Source organism: Escherichia sp. KTE159 (genome assembly GCF_000408805.1).
GTDB lineage: Bacteria > Pseudomonadota > Gammaproteobacteria > Enterobacterales > Enterobacteriaceae > Escherichia > Escherichia marmotae.
On record NZ_KE137292.1, the window covers coordinates 1,504,044 to 1,523,014 of the forward strand.

The window sequence follows — 18,971 nt, forward strand, 5'->3', positions numbered from 1 at the left end:
TGAGGGTTGTTTTTAATCATAAGAAATCTGACACACTCTACCATACTAAAAATAACACAACATGCATACAAAGTGTTTATATGCATAGACATATTACCTCACATCTGAGTCAATACACTTTAATTTCATTTACCGAACCAATTTCTTATTACTGGTATGATAAAAGTTCAACACACGCCGCATAACTTCGCTCTTCCGGCACTCGCGACAGATTATGTTTAGACGACTATCGTAGCGACGTATTTCTCCGTCAGGTAATGACCAGATAAGGTCCGGATCAACCACAGATGGTTTCTTCAGCTTTGCCCTCGAGAGTTTTTTGCGGGCGTTTTGCCAGTCCTTACGAGCCTGTTCAGACGGGAATAACCCGTAGCCAGAGTTGTATACATCACCGCTCGCAACCAGCTCTCTGGCAAGAACGCTCATCAGATATCTTGTCGCACCTGTTTTAGCTTCCAGTTGCCGTAGCGTCTCTCGCCCACTCTGGCGTACTAGCTTAACAACCTGTCCTTTAATTTTTTCCCGCTCTTCTTGTGTAAAAACTTTTGCCACAAGCCCTCCTGAAAATTACCTCATGACCAGAAATTAACACTTACCCCCTGAAGCCCGGCGGAATTTCGTTATCCGGTTCAGAAATATGATTCACACAACGCTGGTTGTTCGTGCCGCTTACCGGGAGCAACCAAGGGTTCTCAAAATTCCGGTCCGGTCCCAAAAACGTCGTCGCTCGCTGAACAAATTCCGTTCCCGTTTTCCCGGTAGCCGCCAGGTATCTTGCGTAACGCCTCACACCATCCAGCATGGCCTCTGGTGGCACCCCCTCGCGTAATCTGGCTTTCCAGGCACTGAAAGCGGATTTCTTCGGGTTTGCCCCGGCACGCAACGGGTATTCCCGCCAGACCTGTTCGAACACATCAGGATAATCCACTCGTCCCACAGGCTGCCCGGTGTTTTCCGGGACTACCCGATCGGCTTCCCGCTGAATGGCGGAATCGGCTTCAGGCTGCTGAAGTTGGTGTGATTGCTCCTGCCTTGCGGTCATCACCTGCTGCACAGCGCCCGAATCGGCTTTCAGCGCATACGCTGAGTCGGCTTCCGGTGTCGTGCCTGCTGGCTGACCAAGATTGACGGTCTGAGCATCCCCTGCCTGGTTCGTGGCGTTTTTTACGCCATGGACCATAGTGTTTTGATCTTCTTGATCTGTATCTTTATCTGTATCTTTATCTGTATCTTTATCTGTCGTGACTCGTCGTGACATGTGCGTGACATTTCGTGACTCGCCGTGACAATCGCCATTTTGTTCCCGCTTTCTTTCCCTCTCTCGCTGCGCCCTCTTGCGCTCTGCCGGAGATTTTGCGGTTTGCGAAATATTGCCGTTGTCCTCTTTCAGCACCTGGCGTTTTTCCCATCCAGTGATTAAATCACCATCAAGTACCCGCCCCTGCATCGTCTGCAAAATTGAATCAATTACCTCCTCTGTCACGTCGAGTGCACTTGCCAAATCTTCTGTCGTGACATCAATGTGACCTCGCGTGACATTTCGTGACGCACTCACCAGGAGGTGGATATACACTGCCATCACTGTTGCAATTGGCTGCCCTGACACCCTGGCAATTGTTCGCCACTTAGGGTCATTTGGCATGTCATGCCATAATCTGAGCCAGGCGTTAGCCATACTCACCTCTTCTAATACCGAATCTTTTTACTCACGAGTTGCCGGAAGCGATTCGATATGGCTATTGTCAGTCAATGTACTGCCACAGCATTTCCTGCCGGGCCACCACGGTTCATCTGATTGAAACCGGCGATTGCCACTGCGACAAAATCATCAGCGTCTCTCACCAGCCGCTCCCGCGTCTCCACCAGCTCCCGAAAATAAGCTGAACTGTGGCTGCGCATTCTGGCCACCAGCAAAGGTGGCATTGCCTTTTCGATCGCTGGTAACAACGCCTGAATTTTTTCAACTGCATCAGGGGTGTCTTTCTCTATCCAGCGGAAAATTTTCTGGGTATTGCGAGCCAGGGCGTCCGGATGGCTGTCGTCGTACAGTTCAGGAAACGTCATACCCAACTCAAAATAAGCCTGGGTTATTCCAGCTGCCGGAACTTTTTCGCCATCAGGACGTGCCCAGGCATTCATCGCCATGCGGATGTGTTCATGCTTGATTTTCATGAATCCCCCCTTGGTTAGAAGGCGGATTATGATCAGAACCGGGAATGACAACCGTCGGTATGTGTAACTCATATTTGAGCGCCCCGGCAGTGACTGCCTGAATTAGCAACGCCCATTTCCACGGAACGTCTTCCCCCCACATGCTGACTGTGGTTTTTGACGTTCCTAGAGCGGCGGCTGTTTTAACAACTCCGCCAAAATAGCCTAATACTTCTGATTTTTTCATGATTCGCTCCATAAAACTGAACGCCAAAAGTTTAATAATCAAAACCAAAGAAAGTCAAGAAACAAAACCATCTGTGTTTTAAAATCAAAACATGAACAAGCAAACAATATCTGAACGCATAACCCAACGTATGCATGCGCTAAACTTGAAAGGCAAAGACCTTGTCAATGCCACTGGCGCATCAAAAGGCTCCGTAAGTCAATGGATGAACGGTGGAGGAGCGCCGTCCTCGCGTTACATAAGCTCACTGGCAAAGATCTTGAAAGTAAACGAAAATTGGCTTCTTAATGGAGGAGAATTAAATACAGGTGATTCGCTTGATCTATCTTTACCGCCGATAAAAACGGTTCCGCTACTATCACTTCAGCAGGCAGCAAGCTGGAGTGATTATATGAAAAATTCCTCAATAACCTCTTGTGTGCAGCTTGTCGGAGAAATCCCGGCCAATACCTTTGCTGTTGTTCTAGAGAGTGACAGTATGTCGACATCTGGTGGTGGAGTTTCCATCCCAAATGGTTCAACAGTTTTTGTTGATCCCGATCGAATCGTACAACCAGGAAATATTGTCCTTGCCTTACCCAAAGGGACCACAACGCCTGTCATTCGCAAACTGGAGATAGAAGGGCCGGATATTCTTTTAGTCCCCACGAATCCTCGCTACCCTTCAATTATGCTGGATGATCTATCTTGCATATTGGGAGTATGCTTTAAAATTCAACAAGATATTTAACCAACCTCATCTATTTGATTAACTGTATGCCATCGTAGTGATGGCGTAACAGCTGCCTGCTTAAAATGTTTTGATAAAAAAACATTGACCTTAAATGTTCATTTTTCTAAACTTCATTCATTCCCTCACCCCGCCCCACAGAATGCAGGGCAATACTTCGAGTTACCAGGCAGTGGTCAGGGGTTAAGTAGCCAGCCCGAGGCGTATGAACATGACGGCGGGATTCAAATTTTGCAGTGCAGCAGTTAGTTCCGCCACCCGGCGTTAAGGGGATAGATAAGATGGTGCATTACGAAGTAGTTCAGTATTTGATGGATTGTTGCGGTATCACTTACAACCAGGCTGTGCAGGCTTTACGCAGCAACGACTGGGATCTCTGGCAGGCAGAAGTCGCTATACGTAGCAACAAGATGTGAGATTCGCAAAATGCAAAAAATCGACCTCGGCAACAACGAATCCCTGGTGTGCGGCGTGTTCCCCAACCAGGATGGAACGTTCACTGCCATGACGTATACCAAAAGCAAAACATTTAAAACCGAAACTGGTGCGCGCCGATGGTTGGAGAAGCACACAGTAAGCTAACGATTAAAACGTCTACTCCTGCTGTTCCAGAATAACTTCATAAAATGGGAGTATTTTTCGGTGACGAGATAATAAGAACAGTTTGCGCTATCACTCTGATGTTGAATGATGCCCTTCCGTTCTAATTTTTTCATAACCGGGTTACGGCAAGGAGAAGTGATAATAAGATTTCCTGTTTTAAGGAAATCTTTAAATACAGCGATTTCTTTCTCAGATAAACGAAGCAATACTCGTTGCTCTGGTAGTAATGAATAATGCTTTTGAATATGTGCTCGCAATCTTGAGAAGGAAATGGCGACCACGAAAGAAAAGGCAAAAACGATAATCTGAAAGAGCCAAGATATTTCAGTATAAGCATTGAATGCGACAGTAAACTCTTTCGGTATCAGCCAGAGAGTGAGACCAAAAATGATAATCGTATACATAAGTCTTTCGAGTGGCTCGTTAGCAAAAAGTTTCAACAATGGAGTAAATACATCCAACATATCAATAACTCTCAACTGTAAGGGTATTGAAATGTTAACACAAGCTCTCGCTGTAGGGGTATAGCCGAGACCACCGAAGCCCGGAGGTGGTGAAATAAAACCGGGCACAACACGAAGGCGCATTTCCGATATCCATAAAGAGTCGGTCTTGTCTGTTAAATTTAAATGGTGGGAGTGCGCCTCCGGTTGTAAATAACGACATTGCTGTGTGTAGTCCTGGCGGCATCAGTTTTTTTCTTGAAGTTCGGCTGATGTCCGCCCTTTTTAAAGTGAATTTTTTGATGCGGTGAATGCGGCTAAGCGCACGTGGCACAGTTAAAAGTCATGTTAGTCCTTATTAGTTTGGGTGGGAAAGCCGACTGTAATTGTTAACTGGTTGCAGTCACCTGGAGGCACCAGGCACCGCATCAACAAAGTTCATTTGTAAAAATGGAGATAATTATGATTGCACATCACTTCGGAACTGATGAAATACCACGTCAGTGTGTGACTCCTGGCGATTATGTTCTTCATGAAGGCCGGACATATATTGCCTCGGCAAACAATATTAAAAAGCGAAAACTATATATTCGTAACCTGACCACAAAAACATGCATTACTGACTGCATGATTAAAGTTTTCCTCGGTCGTGATGGTTTACCTGTAAAGGCGGAATCATGGTGATGACTAAGAAAATAAAATGTGCTTACCACCTTTGCAATAAAGGGGTTGAAGAAAGCAAAAGCATTAAAAGACCACTTCATTTCATGCGTGGAGTTATACCAACGACGGAAATGAAAAAATATTGTAGTGAAATCTGTGCCGAAAAAGACCAGATGGCACACGAACTTTAATTAACTGACTATGCGAAACTGAATTCATGCCAGCAATGGCAGGGATTCGCTCAACCTTAATTAAGGAGAAAAACATGATTACTAATTATGAAACCACTATTGTAACTACTGATGACATTGTTCACGAGGTTAATCTGGAAGGAAAGCGTATTGGCTACGTGATTAAAACAGAAAATAAAGAAACCCCATTCACTGTAGTTGATATCGACGGTCCATCAGGCAACGTTAAAACACTTCACGAAGGTGTCAAAAAAATGAGCCTGGTGCATATCGGAAAGAATCTGCCCACAGAAAAAAAAGCCGAATTTCTGGCAACTCTGATTGCAATGAAATTAAAAGGTGAAATCTGAAAGAAATAGCCTGCGTATGGCGCAGGCTATGAACAGTGTGTATCCGGCAAGATCATTCACTGAACAAAACGAATTTTAATCTGAGTTGAGGTTAAAAAACAATGAGCACAAAACCACTCTTCCTGTTACGGAAAGCGAAAAAATCATCCGGTGAACCTGACGTCGTCCTGTGGGCAAGCGACGATTTTGAATCGACCTGTGCCACTCTGGACTACCTGATCGTTAAGTCAGGTAAAAAACTGAGCAGCTATTTTAAAGCTGTTGCCACGAATTTTCCTGTCGTTAATGACCTGCCCCCTGAAGGTGAGATCGATTTTACCTGGAGTGAACGCTATCAACTCAGCAAAGACTCCATGACCTGGGAACTAAAATCGGGAGCAGCGCCAGACGACGTTCACCATCAGGAGAATGCTCAGGAAACCGAAGAACTGACGGGAGGGCAGGAAGAAAACACACTGGCAGACGCTCACGGGGATTGCCAGGATTGCGAAGTTTCTGTATCTACTTTGCGGTTCACACAGCGTCTTCTGCACATTTTTACCTATGCGGCCGGGGATCGGAAATACCTGCATCATGCCACCCGAGAACAACGCGAACACATTACTGCTCTTGAGATGGATCAGGAAAACAGCTATGTCCAGAATCTGCTGTTGGCCATACGCGGCATGGCAGAACCGACAACTCTGGATAATGCCGCCCTGCTCCGCCTGACTGATGCAATTAAGGGGGTTTTCTCTATCACGAAAAAACATCAGCCCTATGAATTTAAGAATTTCATTTCAGCCTGGCTGGATACCGAACACATTGATCGCGGTCTTCTGACAAAAGAATGGCGAAAAGGGAATCGTGTTTCACGCATCACTCGCACGGCTTCCGGTGCTAATGCTGGCGGCGGGAACCTCACCGATCGCGGCGAAGGTTTCGTCCACGATCTGACGTCACTGGCGCGCGATGTAGCCACTGGCGTACTGGCCCGTTCAATGGACGTGGACATCTATAACCTTCATCCGGCACACGCTAAACGCATTGAGGAAATTATCGCTGAAAATAAACCGCCCTTTTCTGTTTTCCGCGACAAATTCATCACCATGCCTGGCGGGCTGGATTATTCACGCGCCATCGTGGTTGCGTCCGTGAAAGAAGCACCAATTGGGATCGAGGTCATCCCCGCGCACGTCACTGAATATCTGAACAAAGTACTGACTGAAACCGATCATGCCAACCCTGATCCGGAAATCGTGGATATTGCCTGCGGTCGCTCCTCTGCCCCGATGCCGCAGCGTGTAACAGAAGAAGGAAAACAGGATGATGAAGAAAAACCGCAACCATCTGAAACAACGGCAGATGAACAGGGAGAGGCTGAAACAATGGAACCGGACGCAACTGAACATCATCAGGACACGCAGCCGCTGGATGCTCAGTCACAGGTAAATTCTGTTGATGCGAAATATCAGGAACTGCGGGCAGAACTCCATGAAGCCCGGAAAAACATTCCATCAAAAAATCCTGTCGATGCCGATAAATTGCTTGCTGCATCACGTGGTGAATTTGTTGACGGAATTAGCGACCCGAACGATCCGAAATGGGTTAAGGGGATCCAGACTCGCGATTCTGTGTACCAGAACCAGCCAGAAACGGAAAAAACCAGCCCGGATGTGAAACAACCTGAGGCAGTAGTGCAACAGGAACCGGAAATAGTCTGCAATGCCTGCGGTCAGACTGGCGGAGATAACTGCCCTGACTGTGGGGCGGTGACGGGCGACGCAACATACCAGGAAACATTCGATGAAGAGAATCAGGTTGAAGCTAAGGAAAAAGATCCGGTGGAAATGGAAGGCGCTGAACATCCGCACAATGAGAATGCTGGCAGCGATCCGCATCGTGATTGCAGTGATGAAACTGGTGAAGCGTCAGCTCCTGTAGCAACTGAAATCATGTGGCCGTCATATTTCGAGCCTGGCCGCTATGAAAACCTCCCGAACGAGGTTTATCACTCCGCCAACGGAATAAGCAGCACGATGCTGAAGGATGCCCGTATCAGCCTGATGTATTACCACGGACGGCACATTGCCGGAACTATTCCGAACGAGGAAAGTGATGCACTGCTGCGTGGGCGGATCATTCACAGCTATGTTCTGGAAACGGATAAATTCGCTGATGAATATGCCATTCCAGTACCGGTTCCTGAATATGTGGTTACTACTTCTAGCGAACTGATCGCCATCATTAAAAAACACAATGCCAGTCTGCCAGCACTGATGACACCAGAGCAGATGAAAGAGTGGATCGAAAGCTACAACAGCACTCTTATACAGCCACTGTCTGTAAGTGCCGGGGCCGAAGAAACAGGCATCCTTTACGGTTCGCTTCCGGTGGAATTTCGGCGTATTCCTGAGGGGGAAAAACACACAGCATCAGCAATGAAAGCCTGTATTAAAGAATACAACGCAAGCCTCCCTCCTCTGTTGAAAACCAGTGGAGCACGGGAGCAGCTTCTGGATCAAATTGAAACTGTAGACCCAGAACTGGCAAAAAAAGAACGTGCTAAATCTTTGCCTTACAACATCAGTGGCACAAAAGAGCAATTAACCGAAATCGCACGGAAAATTCGCCCGGAACTGGTGACACTGGAGGACTGGCAAAAACGCCAGCAAGAAGAAAATGCCGGGAAAACGTTTATCAGTCCGGAGATGTATGAACAGGCAAAAAATATTCACGCGGCACTGCAAAACAATACCGATGCAGCAAGGCTACTCAACCACCCGGATCGCAAATCTGAAATCAGCTATTTCGGGTTTGATGAAGAAACCGGGCTGGAAATCAGGGTCCGTCCTGATATCGAAATCCGGCTGCCATACGAAAGCATTTGCGCTGACGTGAAGTCAGTCAGCCTCGGTTATGTGCGACAGGAACGACTTAAAGATCGCCTGCACCGTGAAATTATTGAGCGTGATTATCACCTCAGCGCCGCAATGTATTGCGATGTGGCAAACCTGGACAAATTTTTCTGGATCTTCGTCAACAAAGATGCTGGCTATCACTGGGTGGCAGTCGTGGAAGCCTCGCAGGAACTCCTGGAACTTGGTCGACAGGAATATCGCCGGACGCTACGCCAGATAAACGAAGCCCTGGAGACAAACAACTGGCCAGCACCGATTACCGAAAGTTATACCGACGAATTAAACGACTTTGATCTTCGTCGTCTTGAAGCACTGAGCATCTGAGGAAGGACACAATGAACGAATTAACTCAACAAGAAAATATTAACTCTAATGTTGCGGTTTTCAGCCCTCAGTCCCTGGCTGCAATTCAGACATTTTCCCAGGTAATGGCTTCCGGCATGGCTACTGTACCGGAACACCTCCGGGGAAATCCATCAGACTGCATGGCCATCACCATGCAGGCGATGCAGTGGCAAATGAACCCTTACGCAGTAGCTCAGAAAACTTTCGTTGTGAATGGTGTGCTCGGATATGAAGCGCAACTGGTTAATGCCGTAATCAGTACTCGTGGGCCGCTAACCGGGCGTATTGAATATGACTGGTTCGGGCCGTGGGAAAAAATTATCGGGAAATTTGAAATCAGGAAGAGCGACAAAGGGAAAGAATATCGTGTACCTGGCTGGAAGCTGGCCGATGAAAACGGGATCGGTGTTCGTGTCCAGGCAACACTACGCGGCGAAAGTAAACCACGCGTACTGGAATTACTTCTGGCGCAGGCCAGAACACGTAACTCAACGCTATGGGCCGACGATCCTCGCCAGCAGCTTGCCTATCTAGCGCTGAAACGCTGGGCGCGCCTTTATTGCCCCGAAGTGATTCTTGGAGTGTACACCAGGGACGAACTGGACGAGCCACAGGAAAAAATCATTAATCCGGTTCAGGAACATAAAAACACTTCCGCTTGCCGCGCGGAACGTGAAACAACAATTATTGAGCAGGATGCCGGGGAAAACTGGATCGATGCTTTCCGTGAACGTATTGAGCAGGCACAAAGCACCGGGGAAACAACAGCACTTCGCCAGGAAGTGGAAGATCATAAAAATACACTTGGCGCTCTCTATACGGAACTTAAAGGAAAAGTGGTTCAGCGTCATCACCGTCTCAATGCTATTGCCCGTATCGAGAAGATGATAAATGACCTACCTTCTTCAGGTGATCCAGAAGCAGAACAAAAATTTACTGCTCTGGAAAATACGCTGAATGCTGCCCGGCCACATCTGGGTGAATTATATGAGGCGTATAAAACGACACTGACAGATATGAAACCAGAATATATCGGCTCCTGATATTGACTTTGGCGGTGTAGCCTCACCGCCATCACAAAATTTTATTTTATGAGAGAAAAGACAATGCGGTATGAAAAAGTCAAACCATGCCCTTTTTGTGGTTGTCCATCAGTAACGGTGAAAGCCATTTCAGGATATTACCGCGCGAAGTGTAACGGATGCGAATCCCGAACCGGCTATGGTGGAAGTGAAAAAGAAGCACTCGAACGATGGAATAAACGAACCACTGGAAATAATAATGGAGGTGTTCATGTATAAAATTACCGCCACTATTGAAAAGGAAGGTGGCACTCCTACTAACTGGACAAGGTACTCAAAAACAAAATTAACCAAATCAGAATGCGAAAAAATGCTCTCAGGTAAAAAAGAAGCAGGCGTTTCCAGAGAGCAGAAAGTAAAACTGATAAATTTTAATTGCGAGCAACTTCAGTCCTCGTGAATTGCATTGTATTCAAATTAAAACTTCATAGCTGATTATTAATAATCAACATCGGGCGTCAATTTCAGTCTAACATTGGCGCCTGCCAGAGGTGATGCGATGGCACAAGTAATCTTTAATGAAGAGTGGATGGTTGAATACGGCCTGATGCTTCGCACTGGTCTGGGGGCCAGACAAATTGAAGCATACCGCCAGAACTGTTGGGTGGAAGGCTTCCACTTCAAACGAGTATCTCCTTTAGGGAAGCCAGACAGTAAGCGAGGGATTATCTGGTACAACTATCCAAAGATAAATCAGTTTATCAAAGACTCATGATATGTCTAAATTACCAACAGGTGTCGAGATTCGAGGTAAATACATTCGCATCTGGTTCATGTTTCGAGGAAAACGATGTCGGGAAACATTGAAAGGCTGGGAGGTTACTAACAGTAACATTAAAAAAGCCGGGAATTTAAGAGCGTTGATAGTTCATGAAATCAATTCCGGTGAATTTGAGTATTTAAGACGTTTCCCCCAGTCCAGCACTGGGGCAAAAATGGTGACAACGAGGGTCATAAAAACGTTCGGGGAGCTTTGTGATATCTGGACAAAAATTAAAGAGACAGAGTTAACAACAAACACAATGAAGAAAACGAAATCACAATTAAAAACACTCAGGATAATAATTTGTGAGAGTACCCCAATATCACATATTCGTTATAGCGATATCTTAAACTACCGGAATGAACTGCTGCATGGAGAAACGCTTTACCTGGATAATCCAAGATCCAACAAAAAAGGAAGAACCGTGCGCACAGTTGATAACTATATCGCCCTGCTCTGTTCGTTGTTACGTTTTGCGTATCAGTCGGGATTTATATCAACCAAACCATTTGAAGGAGTAAAAAAATTACAGCGAAACAGAATAAAGCCTGATCCGTTATCTAAAACAGAATTCAATGCATTAATGGAAAGTGAAAAAGGACAGAGCCAGAACTTGTGGAAATTTGCCGTTTACTCCGGGCTTCGTCACGGGGAACTGGCTGCTCTGGCGTGGGAGGATGTGGATTTCGAGAAGGGAATTGTGAATGTCAGAAGAAACCTGACGATACTTGATATGTTCGGTCCCCCAAAAACAAATGCGGGGATTCGGACGGTAACACTACTGCGGCCTGCTATTGAAGCACTGAAGGAGCAATACAAACTAACCGGGCATCATCGCAAAAGCGAAATCACTTTTTATCATCGGGAGTACGGCAGAACCGAAAAGCAAAAACTGCATTTTGTTTTCATGCCCAGGGTGTGTAACGGAAAACAGAAACCTTATTACTCGGTAAGCAGTCTGGGGGCGAGATGGAATGCAGCAGTAAAACGTGCTGGTATTCGCCGCCGTAATCCGTACCATACGCGGCATACTTTTGCCTGCTGGTTGTTGACGGCAGGAGCGAACCCGGCATTTATAGCCAGCCAGATGGGGCATGAAACTGCGCAGATGGTGTATGAAATTTACGGTATGTGGATTGATGACATGAACGACGAACAGGTAGCTATGTTGAATGCGCGGTTATCGTAGTTGCAAAGTTTGCCCCCAATTTGCCCCATTTAGTACCAGAGAACTGAAATAATGCAAGAAAATCAAAAGAATACGAAGAAAGAACAATACAACCTGAACAAATTACAAAAACGCCTGCGCCGCAATGTGGGCGAAGCTATTGCTGACTTCAATATGATTGAAGATGGCGACCGCATTATGGTTTGCCTTTCCGGGGGAAAAGACAGCTATACCATGCTGGAGATCCTGCGGAATTTGCAGCAAAGCGCGCCAATCAGTTTTTCGCTGGTTGCCGTTAACCTCGACCAGAAGCAGCCCGGTTTCCCGGAGCACGTCCTGCCGGAGTATCTTGAAAAGCTGGGCGTTGAGTACAAAATTGTTGAAGAGAATACTTATGGGATCGTGAAAGAAAAGATCCCGGAAGGCAAAACCACCTGCTCACTCTGCTCTCGTCTGCGTCGCGGTATTCTTTACCGCACGGCAACAGAACTGGGCGCGACGAAAATCGCACTGGGTCACCATCGTGACGATATCCTGCAAACGCTGTTCTTAAACATGTTCTACGGCGGCAAGATGAAAGGTATGCCACCAAAGCTGATGAGCGATGACGGCAAACATATCGTAATTCGTCCGCTGGCTTATTGCCGTGAAAAGGACATTCAGCGTTTTGCCGATGCGAAAGCGTTCCCGATTATTCCGTGCAACCTGTGCGGTTCACAGCCTAACCTGCAACGTCAGGTGATTGCCGATATGTTGCGTGATTGGGATAAGCGTTATCCAGGGCGTATTGAGACAATGTTCAGCGCGATGCAGAATGTGGTGCCGTCACATCTGTGCGATACCAATCTGTTCGATTTCAAAGGCATTACCCACGGTTCTGAAGTGGTTAACGGCGGTGATCTGGCGTTTGATCGCGAAGAGCTACCACTACAACCCGCGGGCTGGCAGCCTGAAGAAGATGAAAATCAGTTGGATGAGTTACGCCTGAATGTGGTTGAAGTGAAATAACCAGGATAGCGCCCGATACGCAAGCTTATCGGGCTATTCTTGTGCTGGCCGGATAAGACGCAACCAGCGTCGCATCCGGCAATTCAACATTTCGTTATTTTAATAACCGCACCCGGCACGTTTTCCCTTTAATCTTTCCGCCCTGTAACTGTTTCCATGCCTTATGGGCAACAGACTGACGCACTGCGACGTAGACATGTGCTGGATGAACGGCAATTTTGCCAATATCTGTGCTATCCAGACCAATATCCCCCGTCAGCGCCCCCAGCACATCGCCTGGACGCATTTTCGCTTTTTTCCCACCATCAATGCACAACGTCGCCATTTCTGCTTCCAGCGGCACAATGGCGCTGCTGGCTGGTGGCGTTTGCCAGTTAAGTTTTATCTGCAACATGTCAGAAATGATATTCGCCCGCTGCGCCTCTTCCGGAGCACAGAAACTGATCGCCAGACCGCTATTCCCCGCTCGCGCAGTACGCCCGATGCGATGTACATGAACTTCAGGGTCCCACGCCAGCTCAAAGTTCACCACCAGCGCAAGAGATTTGATATCCAGACCACGTGCCGCGACATCGGTCGCCACCAGCACACGTGCGCTACCATTGGCAAAACGAACCAACGTCTGATCGCGGTCGCGTTGTTCCAGATCGCCATGTAACGACAATGCACTTTGCCCTACTTCATTCAGAGCATCACACACAGCCTGGCAATCTTTTTTTGTATTACAGAACACCACACAAGATGATGGCTGATGCAAGCTTAATAACCGCTGCAACAACGAAATTTTGCCTTTGCTGGATGTCTCATAAAATTGTTGTTCAATAGGCGGTAAAGCATCTGACGTATCAATCTCAATCGCTAAAGGATCGCGTTGTACACGACCGCTAATCGCGGCAATTGCGTCCGGCCAGGTTGCAGAAAACAGAAGCGTCTGGCGAGAAGCAGGCGCAAAACGGATGACGTCATCAATTGCGTCGCTAAATCCCATATCCAACATACGGTCGGCTTCATCCATTACCAGCGTATTCAGGGTATCCAGCGATACAGTGCCTTTTTGCAGGTGATCGAGCAAACGACCCGGCGTTGCCACGATGATATGCGGCGCATGTTGCAGCGAATCGCGCTGAATGCTGAACGGCTGGCCGCCGCATAAGGTCAAGATTTTGGTATTCGGCAGAAAACGCGCCAGCCGGCGCAACTCTCCGGCAACCTGATCCGCCAGTTCACGGGTCGGGCACAGCACTAAAGCCTGGGTCTGAAACAGCGACGCATCAATTTGCTGTAACAAGCCAAGGCCAAATGCCGCCGTTTTGCCGCTGCCAGTTTTCGCCTGCACGCGAACATCTTTTCCGGCAAGGATCGCCGGAAGCGCGGCGGCCTGCACCGGCGTCATGGTTAAATAGCCCAACTCATTAAGGTTAGTGAGCTGGGTGGGAGGCAAAACGTTCAGGGTAGAAAAAGCGGTCACAATCTATTCTCGTGGTCATCGACGCAAAATTAGCAGGCGCGTATCCTCGCAGATCTACGCTCACGATGCGACAATTTAATCGGTTCTTCATCTGGCGGCGGGTCTGGCATGGGTTGCGGACGAGGGATGGGATCTGGCACTGGTACGGGATCGCCAGGAATGGGTTCAGGGACAGGAATTTGCAAATAAATGAGTGTCGTCATATTTCCCTCCGGTCATGGGGTGGACTCTTAAAGGGTAGACGCTGAAAAATAACAGGCAAAAAAAAGCCGACTCATCTAAGTCGGCGTCGTACGAATCAATTGTGCTATGCAGTAATTCAAAAAAGGAAGTAAGACAATATGGAGCGCAACGCCCATCGCTTGACGTTGCATTCACCTGCGAGGGAGATATTGCCCTGAATGGGTAGAGAGTTTATTGACTTCGCTCAAACTTTACGGCGTTTTTATATACAGGAAGTAGACAAATTTTCTTTTGTTACAACCATTTACTACGATGCAACCATAAAGCAACACCACCAATAAGAACAACTAACAGAATACAAAAAAGCGAAAAGCCGAATTGCCATCCCCCGCCAGGAATGCCACCGAGGTTGACACCAAATAACCCAGTTAAAAACGTACTGGGTAAAAAGACCATTGCCATCAACGACATCGTATAAGTACGACGCGCTAAATTTTCCTGCATGACCTGAGCGATTTCATCTGCCATCACGCCGGTTCGGGCAATACAGGCGTCAATCTCATCCAGGCCGCGTCCGAGACGATCGGCAATGTCCTGCATTCGGCGGCGTTGGTCGTCATTCATCCACGGCAGACGCTCACTGGCAAGGCGAGCATAAACATCACGCTGCGGTGCCATATAGCGACGCATCACAATTAATTGTTTACGCAGCAACGCCAGGAAACCGCGCGGCGGTATTTGTTGATCGAGCAGATTATCTTCCAGGTCGATAATTTTATCGTGCAGTTGTTCTATAAACTCACTGGAATGATCGGTTAACGCATCACACACATCCACCAGCCAGCCACCGCAATCGGTCGGGCCGGTTCCCTCTTCCAGATCGCTAACCACATCATCCAGCGCCAACACTTTACGTTGTCGGGTCGAGACAATTAACCGTCCATCCATATAAACACGCATGGCGACCAGTTGATCGGGACGTTCATCAGTACTGCCATTAATGCAGCGTAAAGTAATCAACGTCCCTTCCCCAAGACGGCTGACCCTGGGCCGCGTGCTTTCCCCCGCCAGCGCATCGCGTACGTTATTTGGCAACAAGGGTGTTGTCGCCAGCCATTGGGCACTGTCATGGTGCACATAATTGAGGTGGAGCCAGCAAGGATGCGCTTCATCTATATCATCTGTATTTTCCAGCGGTTTAACTCCGCCTTTACCATCCAACATCCAGGCAAATACTGCATCCGGGACATTTACGTCCGCTCCCTTAATCACTTCCACAGTGCCTCCATTGTCAACGCATTATTTTGTAGTCTAGTCTTCTGGTCATCTTACGCAACATCTCATCACCCCATTACCCTGAAATGATTAATAAAATCCTGTCAAAATTAAATACAGAAAGCAAAATACTTTTCCTGATTTGAAAACGTGTAAAGCGTTAAATAGCGTCTATCATTATCAGAATTATCTGATCATTTGTCGTGGCATTTTTGCGATCAGGTAGTAACAAAAGATTGATAAAAATAACGGGATTTCAATGACTACGCACAACTTCAATACTCTGGACTTATTAACCAGTCCTGTCTGGATCGTTTCACCCTTTGAAGAACAATTAATTTATGCCAATAGTGCAGCGCGACTTTTGATGCAAGAACTCACCTTTAGTCAGCTACGTACCGGCCTCTATTCCATCTCCTCGCAAAACGAGCTTCCTAAATACCTCACAGACTTGCATAACCAGCTCGATATTGTAGAAATTCTCACTGTCCAGCGTAATGGTGAAGAGGCGGCATTAAGCTGCCGATTGACCCTCAAAGAGATGAGTGAGACGGGAAAAGTAATTATCTTCGAAGGAATGGAAACTCCAGCAACACTGGGGTTAAAAGCCAGTCGTTCAGCGAATTATCAGCGTAAAAAACAAGGGTTTTATGCTCGTTTTTTTCTGACCAACTCTGCACCGATGCTGTTAATTGATCCCTCACGTGATGGCCAAATCGTCGATGCTAATCTGGCCGCGCTCAATTTCTACGGCTACAACCATGAAACAATGTGTCAGAAGCACACCTGGGAAATAAATATGCTTGGGCGTCGCATCATGCCAGTCATGCATGAAATTTCACGGTTGCCCGGCGGCCATAAGCCTCTCAATTTTGTCCATAAACTGGCAGATGGCTCCATTCGGCATGTGCAAACTTATGCCGGGCCAATTGAGATTTACGGCGACAGGTTAATGTTATGCATCGTACATGATATTACAGAGCAAAAACGGCTGGAGGAACAACTGGAACATGCAGCCCACCATGATGCACTAACGGGATTACTCAACCGTCGGCAGTTTTATCACATAACTGACCCCGGACAGATGCAGCACCTGGCAATAGCTCAGGATTATAGTTTGTTGCTCATCGACACCGATCGTTTTAAGCATATCAATGACTTATACGGTCATCAGAAAGGAGATGAAGTGTTATGCTCGCTTGCCCATACTCTTGAAAGTTGCGCCCGCAAAGGCGATTTGGTGTTTCGTTGGGGGGGGGAAGAGTTCGTCTTATTGTTGCCGAGAACCCCGTTGGATACTGCACTTTCGTTGGCTGAAACTATCCGCTTGAGCGTGGCAAAAGTGAGTATTTCGGGCTTACCGCGCTTCACAGTCAGTATTGGCGTGGCGCATCACGAAGGAAATGAAAACATCGATGAACTGTTTAAGCGTGTTGATGATGCCTTGTATCGGGCAAAAAATGACGGACGCAACCGCGTGTTAGCCGCCTGATATATTCAAAAACGCGGAAGCGTCATTTAATTATCGACTACGTTTAGCGTGGCGTTCCCAGTTTTCCAGCTTCGCCTGCACCGTTTTACGCAGCGCGACGTAACATGCCCCGCTACCGCCATGATGCGGTAGTGCGGTGCAATAGGCCTGTACGTCTTCGAACTCCGTCAGCCAACGCGCCACATAGCTACGAATAATATTCGCGTGTGATTTATCTTCCCGCCCTTTGCCATGAATAATAAGCACATTTCGCAAGCCGTCCGCCAGCGCCTGATGAATAAAACTGAATACCATTTTACGGCACTCCTCCACCGGCTGGCGCAGTAAATTCAGGCTGGCCTGCTGCGGATATTTGCCGCTGCGTAGCTTATCAATCACCCCATGTTGTAACCCTTCCCGACGAAATTCCAGCGGCTGGTTTAGTGGAATAATGTCAAGAAATCCGGTGGTGAGAAAATTATCAAGTTGCAGCGTATCTATACGCTGCGGCGCACGTTGGTTACGCGTTGGATGCCAGTAGACATCAGTAGCGCATTTCAGTGGCTGGACATCTTCCATGGCGTCAAGAAACAGCGATTTGTCGTCAGGGTTCATGTAGCATCCTCACGCAATACAGAGCGCGATATAATAACTGTGCCCCATCAGGCCGACAACGGTCTGGCGCAATTTCCCGTATGCAGATTAGGAACAACATATATTACGGCGAAGCATTAATGCATGATGACTCAGTTGTATAGCGGCTGATTTAACTTATATTTTCGTGAAACCGGTCACTGAAGAAAATTGGCAACAGAGTGGTAAAACCGTTATAACACTGTCACCGGCAGACAGGAACCCAGGCCGGAATAAAGACGCGGATGCACTGCTGTGTGTACTGTAGAGTCTGGCGGATGTCGACAGGCTCTATTTTTTTATGCGTGCGCAGAAGATAATCACATTCGCAGACTAAAAACGCGATCAGCAGTGGCTGCCTGCCCCCTTTTTTGCATTGTTTGCACCTCTATATAACCATCAGCACTAATATCTCTGTTTCTCTGACTCCTGCAACGATATAAGCCAGTCGCCAAACTGGATACCTACAATTTGTTAGCCTTACTGTCTCCTCTTATATTCTTGGTGGTATGGCTGCTGATATTGCTGGCATGGTATCTTGTCGGTCTACTGATTAGTCCGGGTTTTACCCACGTTTGTCTTGAGAGAGAACGGATGCTGAGATTACTTGAAGAAAAAATTGCCACCCCATTGGGTCCACTATGGGTGATTTGCGATGAACAATTCCGTCTGCGGGCGGTTGAATGGGAAGAGTACAGTGATCGCATGGTGCAATTGCTGGACATCCATTATCGCAAAGAAGGTTATGAGCGAATTTCCGCAACCAATCCCGGCGGTCTTAGCGACAAACTTCGCGACTATTTTGCCGGTAATCTTAGCATTATTGATACCCTTCCTACCGCTACTGGTGGTACTCCATTTCAGCGGGAAGTGTGGAAAACATTGCGCACTATTCCTTGTGGCCAGGTAATGCATTACGGTCAACTGGCAGAACATCTGGGTCGTCCGGGCGCAGCGCGCGCCGTTGGCGCGGCGAACGGTTCAAATCCGATCAGTATTGTCGTACCTTGCCACCGGGTTATTGGACGAAACGGCACGATGACCGGATATGCAGGCGGAGTGCAGCGAAAAGAGTGGTTATTGCGCCATGAAGGCTATCTGCTGCTGTAGACCTTAAACAATTTGTGCCGGTTTGCTCACAGTTTTATGTAAAGCCATCCTTAATAATTTAAGAATTTTCAAGTAGATAGATATATATTTACATCTATTATCGGAATTCTCCGCTGTTAAGGTTTGCTTAGACTTACTTGCTCCCTAAAAAGATGTTAAAATTGACAAATATCAATTACGGCTTGAG

The 18,971-nt window shown here is 47.3% G+C and carries 25 protein-coding genes and 1 pseudogene; 16 read left to right on the top strand and 10 right to left on the bottom strand.

All coding sequences use genetic code 11. The features are described from left to right. Nucleotides 1–129 precede the first annotated feature (129 nt). From A31E_RS14350 to A31E_RS14335, 4 genes are all read right to left on the bottom strand, one after another. Nucleotides 130–552 carry a DUF977 family protein gene (locus A31E_RS14350; RefSeq protein WP_016248733.1) on the bottom strand — a complete coding sequence of 141 codons (423 nt, stop codon included), beginning with the start codon at nt 550–552 and terminating at the stop codon, nt 130–132. Nucleotides 553–592: 40 nt separating this feature from the next. After that, the gene (locus A31E_RS14345; protein ID WP_016248734.1) at nt 593–1,675 is read right to left on the bottom strand and encodes a hypothetical protein; all 1,083 of its coding nucleotides are present in this window, start codon (nt 1,673–1,675) and stop codon (nt 593–595) included. A gap of 71 nt (nt 1,676–1,746) precedes the next feature. Then, nucleotides 1,747–2,172 (bottom strand): toxin YdaT family protein, encoded by a 426-nt coding sequence (locus A31E_RS14340; protein WP_016248735.1) that lies wholly within the window; start codon nt 2,170–2,172, stop codon nt 1,747–1,749. Next, nucleotides 2,156–2,398 carry a Cro/CI family transcriptional regulator gene (locus tag A31E_RS14335; protein ID WP_000747949.1) on the bottom strand — a complete coding sequence of 81 codons (243 nt, stop codon included), beginning with the start codon at nt 2,396–2,398 and terminating at the stop codon, nt 2,156–2,158. Before A31E_RS14335 ends, A31E_RS14340 begins: the two co-directional genes overlap by 17 nt. A gap of 391 nt (nt 2,399–2,789) precedes the next feature. On the opposite strand from A31E_RS14335, the gene A31E_RS25735 reads away from it, so the two are divergent. The 3 genes from A31E_RS25735 to A31E_RS23530 all read left to right on the top strand — a co-directional run bounded on the left by A31E_RS25735 (nt 2,790) and on the right by A31E_RS23530 (nt 3,710). Beyond that, on the top strand, nt 2,790–3,128 hold the full coding sequence (locus tag A31E_RS25735; RefSeq protein WP_001416688.1) for a LexA family protein: 339 nt from the start codon (nt 2,790–2,792) through the stop codon (nt 3,126–3,128). A gap of 236 nt (nt 3,129–3,364) precedes the next feature. After that, nucleotides 3,365–3,544 (top strand): hypothetical protein, encoded by a 180-nt coding sequence (locus tag A31E_RS25300; RefSeq protein WP_001326317.1) that lies wholly within the window; start codon nt 3,365–3,367, stop codon nt 3,542–3,544. 10 nt (nt 3,545–3,554) lie between these two features. Beyond that, nucleotides 3,555–3,710, top strand: coding sequence for a YdaF family protein (locus tag A31E_RS23530; protein ID WP_001169151.1), 156 nt, complete (start codon nt 3,555–3,557; stop codon nt 3,708–3,710). Here the strand turns inward: A31E_RS23530 and A31E_RS0122575 are convergent. Next, nucleotides 3,707–4,195 carry a superinfection exclusion B family protein gene (locus A31E_RS0122575; RefSeq protein ID WP_050583027.1) on the bottom strand — a complete coding sequence of 163 codons (489 nt, stop codon included), beginning with the start codon at nt 4,193–4,195 and terminating at the stop codon, nt 3,707–3,709. The two genes, A31E_RS23530 and A31E_RS0122575, sit on opposite strands and share 4 nt — an antisense overlap. A gap of 441 nt (nt 4,196–4,636) precedes the next feature. Between A31E_RS0122575 and kilR the strand changes: the two genes are divergently transcribed. The 10 genes from kilR to ttcA all read left to right on the top strand — a co-directional run bounded on the left by kilR (nt 4,637) and on the right by ttcA (nt 12,644). After that, on the top strand, nt 4,637–4,858 hold the full coding sequence (gene kilR, locus A31E_RS14330; protein ID WP_000560220.1) for a killing protein KilR: 222 nt from the start codon (nt 4,637–4,639) through the stop codon (nt 4,856–4,858). Beyond that, the gene (locus tag A31E_RS14325; RefSeq protein ID WP_077688178.1) at nt 4,858–5,028 is read left to right on the top strand and encodes a YdaE family protein; all 171 of its coding nucleotides are present in this window, start codon (nt 4,858–4,860) and stop codon (nt 5,026–5,028) included. The genes kilR and A31E_RS14325 overlap by 1 nt, the downstream gene beginning before the upstream one ends. A gap of 74 nt (nt 5,029–5,102) precedes the next feature. Next, nucleotides 5,103–5,378 (top strand): phage protein, encoded by a 276-nt coding sequence (locus A31E_RS14320; protein WP_016248738.1) that lies wholly within the window; start codon nt 5,103–5,105, stop codon nt 5,376–5,378. A gap of 101 nt (nt 5,379–5,479) precedes the next feature. Beyond that, a complete protein-coding gene (recE, locus tag A31E_RS14315; RefSeq protein ID WP_016248739.1) occupies nt 5,480–8,602 on the top strand; it encodes an exodeoxyribonuclease VIII in 3,123 nt (1,040 codons plus the stop codon). Between the two features lie 11 nt (nt 8,603–8,613). Beyond that, the gene (locus A31E_RS14310; protein WP_001004422.1) at nt 8,614–9,666 is read left to right on the top strand and encodes a RecT family recombinase; all 1,053 of its coding nucleotides are present in this window, start codon (nt 8,614–8,616) and stop codon (nt 9,664–9,666) included. A 63-nt stretch (nt 9,667–9,729) separates the two neighbouring features. Continuing rightward, nucleotides 9,730–9,924 carry a type I toxin-antitoxin system endodeoxyribonuclease toxin RalR gene (gene ralR, locus A31E_RS0122580; protein ID WP_021500490.1) on the top strand — a complete coding sequence of 65 codons (195 nt, stop codon included), beginning with the start codon at nt 9,730–9,732 and terminating at the stop codon, nt 9,922–9,924. Beyond that, nucleotides 9,917–10,105: a DUF1187 family protein gene (locus tag A31E_RS14305; RefSeq protein WP_001298826.1), complete on the top strand. Its 189-nt coding sequence runs from the start codon at nt 9,917–9,919 to the stop codon at nt 10,103–10,105. The genes ralR and A31E_RS14305 overlap by 8 nt, the downstream gene beginning before the upstream one ends. A gap of 99 nt (nt 10,106–10,204) precedes the next feature. Continuing rightward, nucleotides 10,205–10,420 (top strand): excisionase XisR, encoded by a 216-nt coding sequence (gene xisR, locus A31E_RS14300; RefSeq protein ID WP_000079604.1) that lies wholly within the window; start codon nt 10,205–10,207, stop codon nt 10,418–10,420. A gap of 1 nt (nt 10,421) precedes the next feature. Next, a complete protein-coding gene (locus tag A31E_RS24140; RefSeq protein WP_000040838.1) occupies nt 10,422–11,657 on the top strand; it encodes a tyrosine-type recombinase/integrase in 1,236 nt (411 codons plus the stop codon). A 51-nt stretch (nt 11,658–11,708) separates the two neighbouring features. Then, nucleotides 11,709–12,644 carry a tRNA 2-thiocytidine(32) synthetase TtcA gene (gene ttcA, locus A31E_RS14295; RefSeq protein ID WP_016248740.1) on the top strand — a complete coding sequence of 312 codons (936 nt, stop codon included), beginning with the start codon at nt 11,709–11,711 and terminating at the stop codon, nt 12,642–12,644. 94 nt (nt 12,645–12,738) lie between these two features. On the opposite strand, the gene dbpA is transcribed toward ttcA, so the two are convergent. The 4 genes from dbpA to A31E_RS26215 form a co-directional block, all read right to left on the bottom strand. Beyond that, on the bottom strand, nt 12,739–14,112 hold the full coding sequence (dbpA, locus tag A31E_RS14290; protein ID WP_016248741.1) for an ATP-dependent RNA helicase DbpA: 1,374 nt from the start codon (nt 14,110–14,112) through the stop codon (nt 12,739–12,741). Nucleotides 14,113–14,141: 29 nt separating this feature from the next. Then, nucleotides 14,142–14,315 carry a proline-rich small protein YnaL gene (gene ynaL, locus A31E_RS26075; RefSeq protein WP_001296046.1) on the bottom strand — a complete coding sequence of 58 codons (174 nt, stop codon included), beginning with the start codon at nt 14,313–14,315 and terminating at the stop codon, nt 14,142–14,144. A gap of 274 nt (nt 14,316–14,589) precedes the next feature. After that, entirely contained in the window at nt 14,590–15,573 is a 984-nt protein-coding gene (gene zntB, locus A31E_RS14280) for a zinc transporter ZntB (protein ID WP_000452014.1), read from the bottom strand. A 13-nt stretch (nt 15,574–15,586) separates the two neighbouring features. Continuing rightward, nucleotides 15,587–15,634 carry a hypothetical protein gene (locus A31E_RS26215; RefSeq protein WP_214678597.1) on the bottom strand — a complete coding sequence of 16 codons (48 nt, stop codon included), beginning with the start codon at nt 15,632–15,634 and terminating at the stop codon, nt 15,587–15,589. Between the two features lie 195 nt (nt 15,635–15,829). Between A31E_RS26215 and A31E_RS14275 the strand changes: the two genes are divergently transcribed. Further along, entirely contained in the window at nt 15,830–17,062 is a 1,233-nt protein-coding gene (locus tag A31E_RS14275) for a sensor domain-containing diguanylate cyclase (protein WP_000207190.1), read from the top strand. A 30-nt stretch (nt 17,063–17,092) separates the two neighbouring features. On the opposite strand, the gene smrA is transcribed toward A31E_RS14275, so the two are convergent. Continuing rightward, nucleotides 17,093–17,656 (bottom strand): DNA endonuclease SmrA, encoded by a 564-nt coding sequence (gene smrA / locus A31E_RS14270; RefSeq protein WP_001516467.1) that lies wholly within the window; start codon nt 17,654–17,656, stop codon nt 17,093–17,095. Nucleotides 17,657–18,103: 447 nt separating this feature from the next. Here smrA and A31E_RS26775 point away from each other — a divergent pair. Beyond that, nucleotides 18,104–18,258, top strand: a pseudogene (locus A31E_RS26775) (p-aminobenzoyl-glutamate transporter); the annotation flags it as partial. A gap of 10 nt (nt 18,259–18,268) precedes the next feature. After that, nucleotides 18,269–18,784 (top strand): methylated-DNA--[protein]-cysteine S-methyltransferase, encoded by a 516-nt coding sequence (gene ogt / locus A31E_RS14265; RefSeq protein WP_001516468.1) that lies wholly within the window; start codon nt 18,269–18,271, stop codon nt 18,782–18,784. The last annotated feature ends 187 nt before the right edge of the window (nt 18,785–18,971 follow it).

Coding starts and splice junctions, on each gene's coding strand:
- A31E_RS14345 (WP_016248734.1), bottom strand. CDS start 1,675: ATGGCTAACGCCTGGCTCAGATTATGGCATGACATGCCAAATGACCCT.
- A31E_RS14340 (WP_016248735.1), bottom strand. CDS start 2,172: ATGAAAATCAAGCATGAACACATCCGCATGGCGATGAATGCCTGGGCA.
- A31E_RS14335 (WP_000747949.1), bottom strand. CDS start 2,398: ATGAAAAAATCAGAAGTATTAGGCTATTTTGGCGGAGTTGTTAAAACA.
- A31E_RS25735 (WP_001416688.1), top strand. CDS start 2,790: ATGAAAAATTCCTCAATAACCTCTTGTGTGCAGCTTGTCGGAGAAATC.
- A31E_RS23530 (WP_001169151.1), top strand. CDS start 3,555: ATGCAAAAAATCGACCTCGGCAACAACGAATCCCTGGTGTGCGGCGTG.
- A31E_RS0122575 (WP_050583027.1), bottom strand. CDS start 4,195: ATGTTGGATGTATTTACTCCATTGTTGAAACTTTTTGCTAACGAGCCA.
- kilR (WP_000560220.1), top strand. CDS start 4,637: ATGATTGCACATCACTTCGGAACTGATGAAATACCACGTCAGTGTGTG.
- A31E_RS14325 (WP_077688178.1), top strand. CDS start 4,858: ATGACTAAGAAAATAAAATGTGCTTACCACCTTTGCAATAAAGGGGTT.
- A31E_RS14320 (WP_016248738.1), top strand. CDS start 5,103: ATGATTACTAATTATGAAACCACTATTGTAACTACTGATGACATTGTT.
- recE (WP_016248739.1), top strand. CDS start 5,480: ATGAGCACAAAACCACTCTTCCTGTTACGGAAAGCGAAAAAATCATCC.
- A31E_RS14310 (WP_001004422.1), top strand. CDS start 8,614: ATGAACGAATTAACTCAACAAGAAAATATTAACTCTAATGTTGCGGTT.
- ralR (WP_021500490.1), top strand. CDS start 9,730: ATGCGGTATGAAAAAGTCAAACCATGCCCTTTTTGTGGTTGTCCATCA.
- A31E_RS14305 (WP_001298826.1), top strand. CDS start 9,917: ATGTATAAAATTACCGCCACTATTGAAAAGGAAGGTGGCACTCCTACT.
- xisR (WP_000079604.1), top strand. CDS start 10,205: ATGGCACAAGTAATCTTTAATGAAGAGTGGATGGTTGAATACGGCCTG.
- A31E_RS24140 (WP_000040838.1), top strand. CDS start 10,422: ATGTCTAAATTACCAACAGGTGTCGAGATTCGAGGTAAATACATTCGC.
- ttcA (WP_016248740.1), top strand. CDS start 11,709: ATGCAAGAAAATCAAAAGAATACGAAGAAAGAACAATACAACCTGAAC.
- ynaL (WP_001296046.1), bottom strand. CDS start 14,315: ATGACGACACTCATTTATTTGCAAATTCCTGTCCCTGAACCCATTCCT.
- A31E_RS14275 (WP_000207190.1), top strand. CDS start 15,830: ATGACTACGCACAACTTCAATACTCTGGACTTATTAACCAGTCCTGTC.
- smrA (WP_001516467.1), bottom strand. CDS start 17,656: ATGAACCCTGACGACAAATCGCTGTTTCTTGACGCCATGGAAGATGTC.
- ogt (WP_001516468.1), top strand. CDS start 18,269: ATGCTGAGATTACTTGAAGAAAAAATTGCCACCCCATTGGGTCCACTA.